Here is a 6,444-nt window from a genome sequence, read left to right on the forward strand (position 1 = left end):
CACCACCGGTGGCACCGGCGCGCTGGTGGCCGCAGCGCGGGCCTGTGAACTGATCGGCCCGGTTCTATAGCGGAAGACGCCTCGTCGTCGGCGGCAGCGGCAGAGACGAGAGTCTCCAGCACAGCAGTTCTGCGTCATCGGCTGCGGGCTCACTGTGGGCCGTCCGCTCGGCCTGATGCTCACCCGCAGCACCGAACACGCCACGGTGACCCTGCGCCACGAGGCCCCCCAGGACACCGCCGCCCACGCCCGCGTCGCCGACGTGGTGGTGGCCGCGGCCGGCGTGGCCCATCTGGTCGAGCCCGACTGGATCAAGCCGGGCGCCACCGTCCTGTCCGTGGGCCTCACCCGGACCGTCGAGGGCGTCCTCGGAGACGTCCACCCGGACGTCGACCAGGTCGCGGGTTCCCTCGCACCGCCGGTCGGCGGGGTGGGGCCGATGACCCGTGCCATGCTGCTGACCAACATCGTCGAGGCGGCGGAGCGCGGCTGACGTCGGCGTAGGAGGTGGGGACAGGACCGCGAAAGCCCGGCCCCCACGCCGCATCGTGGCCGGGCGGCTGGAGAGCCGCACGCACGCCTGCACACGACCGGAGCAATCGGTGCAACACTCCATCGGTCCCCTCGTGGCTCCACGGCCAAGGCGCCACCAGCCCGCCGACCGCGGGGAAGACCGGGCCGGCACCGCCACTGCGGCCCGCCCGGATCAGGGCGTAGGCGCCCCTCGTCGTCCAGTGCGAACAGTCGGGGGCCGCGTACACGCACTGGCCGTGGTCCTGCACTTCTTGAGGTCGACTTCGACTTTCATGACGGCTCCTGCCTCTCGGAGAGGTCGGGGGATCAGAGAAAACGGATGGGGAGGTGGGTGATCGTGCGCAGGAACTCGGTGTGGGCGTAGGCGGGCTCGCCGGCCGGCTCCACACCGGAGAACCGGTTGACGATCGAGCTGAAGACGACGTCGGCCTCGGCGCGGGCCAGGATCTGGCCGGCGCAGCCATGCATGCCGGAACCGAAGGCCAGGTGCTGGGCGGTGGCGACCGGGCGGGTGTGGTCGAAGATGTCGGGGTCGGGGAAGACCTCCGGGTCGCGGTTGGCCGAGGCGATGAGCAGGGCCAGCACCTCTCCGGCCGGTACCGTGGTGTCGCCGATGACCGTGTCCTGCGTGGTCAGGCGCACCACCATCGACTCGGGCGTGTCGATCCGCAGGATCTCGTTGATGATGCCCGGCCGTGCCTCCGGCACGTCCCGGTAGGCGGTGAACAGCCCGGGGTGCTGCGTCATCAGCCAGATGCCGTGGTTGATCAGATGCTTGACGTCGAGGTGGCCCACGGCGAAGAACAGCAGGATGGTGCAGACGACTTCTTCCTCGGTCATCCTGCCGTCGTCCTGCGCGGCGATGAAGGAGTCGATCAGGCCCTCGCCGGGGTGGGCTCGCTTGTCGGCCACGAGCCGGCGGATGTGCTCGGCGAACCAGGCGAACGCCTCCGCGGTGGCGCGGGCCTCGTCCTTGTTGCCGCCGGGGCCGAGGCTCAGCCCGATCTCGTAGGTCCTGCGCTGGATGGTGTCCATCTCGGTCGGCTCGATACCGAAGATGTGACAGGTGGTGTCGAAGGTGCACTTCAGGGAGAGGTCGTCGGCCGCGTTCAGCGTGCCGTCGCCCTTCTCGACCTCGTCGAGCACTGCCTCCACGGAGGCACGCATCGCCTTGGACCACTCCTCGACGGCCTTGGGTGTGAACCAGCGGTTGGTGATTCGCCGCAGCCGTGTGTGGTCGGGGGCGTCCTTGCCGAGCATGGTGTGGTGGATCGGGGTCGCCGGCCCGAAGTCGAGTTGCTCCACGCTCAGGGTGGGGTTGCGGATCAGCCGGGCGACGTCCTCGTAGCGGGAGACGACGTACAGGCCGACCGGATGCCTGAAGACAGGGTGCTCCTCCCGCAGCCGCGCGTAGTACGGGTACGGGTCCGCACGGAAGCCGGGGTCACGGAAGGGCAGCAGATCCTCGGTGGTGGACGCGGGTCCGGCCGTGGTGACGGTCATGTCGTGACACTCCTCGTATCGGTCGCGAGGCGGAGGGGGAGCAGGGGAGTGGAAGGGGGAGGGGGAGGGCGATCAGTGTCCCTACACCGCCGAGAATTATCCACTCGGATAATTTCGTCAACGCTTTGGGCGCACGTAATCAACTCTCTACGCCGCCGGAAACAGGCGAGTCCCCGTCGCTGGGCGACGGGGACTCGTTCTGACCTGCTGTTATGACAGGGATTACGACATGGCGGCTACTCTGCGCCTTCACGCTGACGGGTCAGCAGTGACCGCAGCTCCTTCAGCGCGGCCTCGGTGACGTCCGGCTCGTCGAGGATCAGCTGATGCAGTACGAGACCCTCCAGAGCGGCGAAGACGAGTCTGGTCAGGGCAGGGCTGGTGCCTTCGGGCAGGCTGCAGGACAGCTCCCTCTCCGTGGCCGCGAAGTACTCGTCGTACAGCGCGCGGATCTGGGGCAGCAGCTCGGGCCTGCGCCGGGACTCGAGCATGAGCTCGTACTGGAACGTCTGCATGGCCGGCCCGCGGGTGACCATGTCCGCCAGTCCCGCCGCGAAGTCCGCGATGTCGCCCGTGCCGGGTTCCAGCGAGCTCGTGCTCGCGCTGGTGCGCACGGCGTGCTCGAGGGCTGCCTCGATCAGCGCGTCCCGCGAACCGAAGTGGTGCACCACGAGCCCGTGCGTGACACCCGCCTCCTCCGCGACAGCGCGATAGGTGAGCTTGCGCAGCCCGCCCCGGGCCACCACGCGCACAGCCGCGTTGAGCAGGGCCTCACGGCCGGTCCCGTAGTCCACGCGCTTACGGGTCCCGGCGGGTGGGGTCTGGGAGGAATCGCTCATGCGCGCGACCCTACCCGTCCCTCGGGACCGGCAGACCGCCCAGGGGCGTCATCGCCTCGGCGGGCGGATACCACGGAACTCCCAGTCGCCGCCGAGCGCCGTGGAGAGGACCTCCTCGGACTCGGTGGGTCGTGCGCCGACGTCGGTGCGTACCGGGGTGGGGCCGGCGACGATGTGGTTGGTGAGCCGGCCGAGGCCCTCCGCCTCCACCTCCACGATGTCGCCGGGCTGTACGGGCCGGGAGTTGGCCGGGATGCCGAAGAGCAGGACGTCCCCCGGGTACAGGGTGAGGGTGCGGGCGATGTCGGCGACGAGGCAGTGCGAGTTTCGGCCGTGTGAGCGCCGCGGCTGATCGAGCCGTGGTCCAGCGGCTCGTCGGGAACCCACGTCATTGCGGTCCAGTGCTGGGGAAGCGTTCGGACGGTTCGCCGAACCGCACCGGGGTCGGCACCGGGAGCGGCATGCGCGGGGTGGGCACGGGTAGCCACCGCCGCTCCTTGAGCTGGAGCTCCGAGGTGGGATCCGCGCCGGGCATGGGCACGGCCAACTCGTCCCCGAGGCGGCCCATTTGGTTGCCCCAGCCGTCCGCCCCCTCGCGGACGGCCAGCCCTGCGAGGTCTGGATGTTGCTCAGCCGACAGGTCGCGGACCAGGTCTGCGGGGATCTCGGTCTCGGTGTCGGTCATGCGAAGTCACAGTACCGAGACAGCAGGCGGAGCGGGCTCTCGCTCTCCGGAACGTCTCACTGTGATTCCTCTGGCATCACCGATTCGGTTTCGGAGAGCTGCCGATCAGAGGCTTCGGGTGTGTCCGATGCTCACTTCTCCGACCCGATCCCGCCCCGCTCGATCGGCTGGTGGACATTCGAGACAACCTTGTTGACCGCATCGCCGAAGCGAAAAGGGAGGGCCGGCTCGGCGAGATCGAAGGGCTCCGCGTCGGTCTGGCCGGCACTCAGTCCACGATCAGCCAGGTCGGCACCTCGCCCCCGACTGACCGGTGAACCTCGGCTTGCCTGCTCGGCATGCGGGCGGCGTCATTCGGCGGTCGGCGTGCACTCGGACCCGCGGCGCCGGATGTTCCTCGACGACCAGTGCGCACCGTTGCGCTGGGGGCGCAGCCGGTGGCCGCACCGTCAGCCCCGTCGGACCGCCCCGAGCTGGGCCCGGTGCAGGTCTGGGGCGGTGAATCGCTGTGCCACCGTGCGCAGGACGCGGGCCATTGCCTGGGCGGGTGGGGTGGCGGGGCGTGCCGTGGCGCGTGCGAGGAGGATGCGGCGGGTTGGGGCCGGGACGTCGGAGGCGAACGGCAGAAGGCGTACGTCGCTGCGTCGGCTGGTGAGGGCCAGGCGGGGTGCGAGCGCGATGCCGAGACCGGCGGCGACCATGGCCTGTGCTTCCTGGTAGTCGTGCGAGGAGTAGGCGATGCGCGGCTCGAATCCCGCCTGGCGACAGCTTCGGCGCAGGACGTCGGCGACGGGGTGGTTGTCGGCACGGATGATCCACTCCTGGTCGGCCAGGTCGCCCAGGCGCACGGAGGGATGTGTGCGCAGGGGGGAGTCGGCAGGGACGACCAGCACCGTGGGGTCGTCCAGCAGGTGGGTGAGACCAAGCGCCGGATCGTCGAGGCGGTTCCATTCGTAGTCCCAGAGCAGCCCCTGCTCCACCTCGCCGGTGTGCAGCATCTCCCTGAGCTCCGAGAGGACTCCGGCGCGTACCTCGATGCGGATGCCGGCGTGGCGACGTCGGAAACGCGTGAGCGCCAGCGGCAGCAGGGACGCGCTCGCCGTGGGGAAGGAACCGAGCCGCAAGGTGCCCTGGTCGAGGGCGGTGAAGGAGTCCAGGTCGGCCTGGGCGGCACGGAGCTCCCGGCGGATGGTCTGACCACGTTCGGCCAGCGCGGCACCAGCGGGGGTGGGGCGGATGCCGCGTGGCAACCGCTCGATCAGGGGTTGCCCTGCCTCCTGCTCCAGCAGGGACATCTGCTGGGAGGCGGCTGAGGTGGTCATGCCGAGGGCTTCTGCCGCGGCGGTGAGTGAACCGCGTTCGGTGGCCTCGGTGAGCAGCAACAAACGGCGCACGTTGAGCATGCCGACGACTTTAGCTCAGCTAAACCCAGGTGAAGTGAACTGCGATTGTTCCGAAGTCATGCCTCTGCGAAGGTCTCCGCAATCGCCGAGCAGTTCACCGGCCCGCAATGCGTCCGTAACCGCTGCCTCGGCCCTTTCCCTACCTCCGTTGATCCAGGAAGAGCCTCAGACGTGCACATTCCCGCGACCCTGGTGCGTGGCGGCACAAGCAAGTGCTGGCTGTTCAACCAGGTCGAAGTCCCTGCCGACCGTGGCGACCTCGAAAGGCTGCTGGTCGCCGCTTACGGAGCCACCGACCCCGTGGAGCTGGACGGGGTCGGCGGGGCCACCCCCACCACCTCGAAAGCGGCCGTGGTCAGCGCCTCACCCCAGCCTGGCATCGACATCGACTACCTGTTCGCTCAAGTCGGCATCGGGACGGGCTCGGTGGAGTGGACGAGCAACTGCGGCAACTGCGCCACCGGCGTCGCCCTGTACGCCGTGACCAAAGGATTGGTTCCGGTCACCGGCGACCGGACGCGCGTGGTGATGCGCAACATCAATACCGGCGCTGTCCTCGAAGGAACCGTGGACACCCTCGGAGGCGTGGTGCACCACTTCGGCCGTCAGACGGTACCGGGCACCCGGGCCGGCGGGGTCGCGGTCGGCCTCACCTTCCGCGACCCGGCCGGTGGTTCCAGCGGATCGCTGCTCCCCACCGGCCGGGCCGTCCAGGACCTGCGGGTCGGCGCCGCCGAGCCGGTACGCGTGAGCATGGTGACCGCAGGAGCTCCGGTGGTCCTTGTCGAGGCCGCCAGTGCCGGGCGTACCGGTGCCGAGTCACTGGAACGGATGAGCGCGGACGTCCCGTGGCTGCGCGCCGTCCGTCATACCGCCGCACCCCTGATGGGACTGCTCCAGCCGGGCGATGAACCGGGCGACGCGGTGCCCAAGGTGGGCCTGGTCGGCCCGCCGGTGCCGTACACCACCACCCTCGGTGAACCGATCGGTGCCGAGGACTACGACGTGTCGGTGCGCATGCTCAGCATGAACGCCCCGCACCCCGCGATCGGCCTGACCTCTGCCGTCGCCGTCGCGGCGGCCGGGCTGTTGCGCGGGTCCGTGGTCTCCCTGGCCACGGGCGGCCCGACCGACGAGTGGTTGCGTCTCGGCACGCCCGCCGGCGTCGTCGCGGTCCGCTGCACCGATGTGAGGGACGGCCTGCCGCACCGGGTCACCGTGCAGCGCGCGGCCCGACTCCTCGCCGACGCCCGAATCTACGTACCGGGAGCAGGCAGCCCGCAAGCCGCCTGAGCCGCGACGAACATCACCTCGGTCAGGCCGGTTCCCAGCCGTCCACACCGGGATACCCTCGCGCCCTCGGGGCGCGCCACCCCGTCCCCACCGCATCAAGGACAAAGATGTCTGCTGAAGTGATCTCCATAGGCGCCCTGTTGGTGATGTTCGTGGTCGGCACCGTGCTGCCGATCAATCTGGGCAT

4 protein-coding genes and 3 pseudogenes are annotated in these 6,444 nt (G+C 69.8%); 2 read left to right on the plus strand and 5 right to left on the minus strand.

The genetic code is table 11. The annotated features are described in order from the left end of the window. Nucleotides 1–127: 127 nt before the first annotated feature. Nucleotides 128–493, plus strand: a pseudogene (locus AWZ10_RS43430) (bifunctional methylenetetrahydrofolate dehydrogenase/methenyltetrahydrofolate cyclohydrolase); the annotation flags it as partial. Between the two features lie 347 nt (nt 494–840). Here the strand turns inward: AWZ10_RS43430 and AWZ10_RS43435 are convergent. The 5 genes and pseudogenes from AWZ10_RS43435 to AWZ10_RS43455 form a co-directional block, all read right to left on the minus strand. Beyond that, nucleotides 841–2,037: a cytochrome P450 gene (locus tag AWZ10_RS43435; protein WP_060893916.1), complete on the minus strand. Its 1,197-nt coding sequence runs from the start codon at nt 2,035–2,037 to the stop codon at nt 841–843. Nucleotides 2,038–2,273: 236 nt separating this feature from the next. Then, on the minus strand, nt 2,274–2,876 hold the full coding sequence (locus tag AWZ10_RS43440) for a TetR/AcrR family transcriptional regulator (protein WP_060893917.1): 603 nt from the start codon (nt 2,874–2,876) through the stop codon (nt 2,274–2,276). 48 nt (nt 2,877–2,924) lie between these two features. Continuing rightward, nucleotides 2,925–3,197: pseudogene (locus AWZ10_RS49475) on the minus strand (fumarylacetoacetate hydrolase family protein); the annotation flags it as partial. A 2-nt stretch (nt 3,198–3,199) separates the two neighbouring features. Next, nucleotides 3,200–3,561: pseudogene (locus AWZ10_RS43445) on the minus strand (protein kinase family protein); the annotation flags it as partial. Between the two features lie 449 nt (nt 3,562–4,010). Beyond that, nucleotides 4,011–4,964, minus strand: a complete 954-nt coding sequence (locus tag AWZ10_RS43455; RefSeq protein ID WP_060893918.1) for a LysR family transcriptional regulator — start codon at nt 4,962–4,964, stop codon at nt 4,011–4,013. 171 nt (nt 4,965–5,135) lie between these two features. Here AWZ10_RS43455 and AWZ10_RS43460 point away from each other — a divergent pair, with 171 nt between their 5' ends. Beyond that, the gene (locus AWZ10_RS43460; protein WP_060893919.1) at nt 5,136–6,257 is read left to right on the plus strand and encodes a PrpF domain-containing protein; all 1,122 of its coding nucleotides are present in this window, start codon (nt 5,136–5,138) and stop codon (nt 6,255–6,257) included. The last annotated feature ends 187 nt before the right edge of the window (nt 6,258–6,444 follow it).

Origin of the sequence: Streptomyces europaeiscabiei, from assembly GCF_001550375.1 — a bacterium.
Taxonomy (GTDB): domain Bacteria; phylum Actinomycetota; class Actinomycetes; order Streptomycetales; family Streptomycetaceae; genus Streptomyces; species Streptomyces europaeiscabiei.

Coding starts and splice junctions, on each gene's coding strand:
- AWZ10_RS43455 (WP_060893918.1), bottom strand. CDS start 4,964: ATGCTCAACGTGCGCCGTTTGTTGCTGCTCACCGAGGCCACCGAACGC.
- AWZ10_RS43435 (WP_060893916.1), bottom strand. CDS start 2,037: ATGACCGTCACCACGGCCGGACCCGCGTCCACCACCGAGGATCTGCTG.
- AWZ10_RS43440 (WP_060893917.1), bottom strand. CDS start 2,876: ATGAGCGATTCCTCCCAGACCCCACCCGCCGGGACCCGTAAGCGCGTG.